Source organism: Peribacillus sp. NPDC056705 (assembly GCF_043656335.1).
The window spans coordinates 1-819 of the sequence record NZ_JBHTYI010000209.1; the positions used below are offsets into that span (position 1 = coordinate 1).

Annotated in this window: 1 protein-coding gene; it reads right to left on the minus strand. The window is 45.9% G+C overall.

Going from position 1 to position 819, the window contains the following annotated elements:
* Positions 1-188 precede the first annotated feature (188 nt).
* Positions 189-719: a cysteine hydrolase family protein gene (locus ACFRAK_RS28985; RefSeq protein ID WP_394573196.1), complete on the minus strand. Its 531-nt coding sequence runs from the start codon at positions 717-719 to the stop codon at positions 189-191.
* Between the last annotated feature and the right edge of the window lie 100 nt (positions 720-819).

An 819-nucleotide genomic window follows, 5' to 3' on the forward strand; every position in this document is an offset into this window, starting at 1 on the left:
GCACGGTATTCGGCACTATACTCGGCATCATCATTCTGCGTGAGCAGCAAGGCAGACGGCGAATCGTCATGTCCATGCTCATCACGTTAGGCATCATTACCATTGCCCGATGGGGATAGCAATCCTAATTCAAATGACGCATACCAAGGAGGATGCCTGTTGCCTGGACCAATTAAAAAAGCCGGCGATTACGCGCCGGTTTCTTCCGTAAAGAGGACTTCTTCTGTTGTCTTGATGGCCGCAAACCATCTCAGAGTCGCATTCGCGTGATCTATGATCTGCTGCGCCGTTAACACGGAATTGTTCCAGGTGCTGTGAGCATCCGACACTAACGTGACACTATAGCCCAGACTGAACGCTCTCCTACACGTGGTATCTACGCATAACTCGCTCTGCATACCAGCAAGCATCACATGTTCGATACCTTGCCGCTTTAATTCCTCTTCAAGTGTCGTGTTATAGAAGGAATCAGGTCTGGTCTTCTGAATGATGCTATCCGACATTGCAGGAGCGATCTCGGCATTAATCTTCCAAGCCTCAGTCCCCTCCTTCAAACCCTCATCATTATGCTGTATGTAAAAAACAGGAATTGCGCGGCTTCTGGCTGTTGCGATCAACTGCTTGAGATTGTAAAGCAACCGATTCCCTTCGTAAACAGGATCATTCTCTTGAAACATCTCGTTCTGTACGTCAATGATCAACAGGGCACTCTTCTTCAAATACAACAACCTCCTGTATTAATCGGTATATTCACCCTCTCATTATAGAACATACGTTCCTTTTTTGTATATAATAAATTACAACTACCCTCTAGTAATA